This is a genomic window from Tardiphaga robiniae, from assembly GCF_001618955.1.
GTDB classification, from domain to species: domain Bacteria; phylum Pseudomonadota; class Alphaproteobacteria; order Rhizobiales; family Xanthobacteraceae; genus Tardiphaga; species Tardiphaga robiniae_A.
Genome location: NZ_LVYV01000038.1, coordinates 1 through 542, shown reverse-complemented (window position 1 = coordinate 542; position 542 = coordinate 1). Strand labels below are relative to the sequence as shown.

Sequence of the window (542 nt, the reverse complement as noted above, 5' to 3'; positions counted from 1 at the left end):
CGGCAGCAGTGCCGCGCCGATCGCGAGGTGGGCGGTGCCGGTCGGCGTCAGGCCGACGGCCGCGCCGGAAATGCCGGCCCCGATCAATCCCGCTATCGGGATAGAGAGGCTCCGGTCGATCCCCGGTACGAAGAAGGCGATCGCCCCCGCAACCGACGCGCAGGCGCCGATCAGCGCACCTTTCCAGATCTCGATTCCGGCAAGTTTTGCGGCAATCGCCCCGCCGATCACCGCCGCAACGACGGCAATTGCCATCAGTGTGAATTGTCCCATGCCATCCTCCCCATGCTCATGAGGAGAGTGAGGTTCTGTCAGAGCAAGTCAAGTGAGGCTATTGTCTTAGACGGCCGCGTCCTGTGCGCCTTCCGCCAGAAGGCCGAAGGCATAGTCCGAAAACGACCGCCAGACCTCCATCCGGAAGGCATCGCCACCGGTTCGCAGAAGCACGATTTCCACCTTGCCGAAAACGGTCCGCGAGCAGGCGCCGACCGGAAAGGCCTTCAGCGACAGGTCCTGCGGGCAGCCGGCGTTGATCGCCGCTG

Annotated in this window: 2 protein-coding genes; both read right to left on the bottom strand. The window is 64.8% G+C overall.

Annotated features, from left to right (window positions below; genetic code table 11):
- Nucleotides 1-255, bottom strand: a 255-nt coding sequence (locus A4A58_RS22410; RefSeq protein WP_068736335.1) for a hypothetical protein, incomplete at its 3' end; no start/stop codon positions are given.
- A gap of 84 nt (nt 256-339) precedes the next feature.
- Nucleotides 340-542, bottom strand: a 203-nt coding sequence (locus A4A58_RS22405) for a sarcosine oxidase subunit gamma family protein (protein ID WP_283804904.1), incomplete at its 5' end; no start/stop codon positions are given.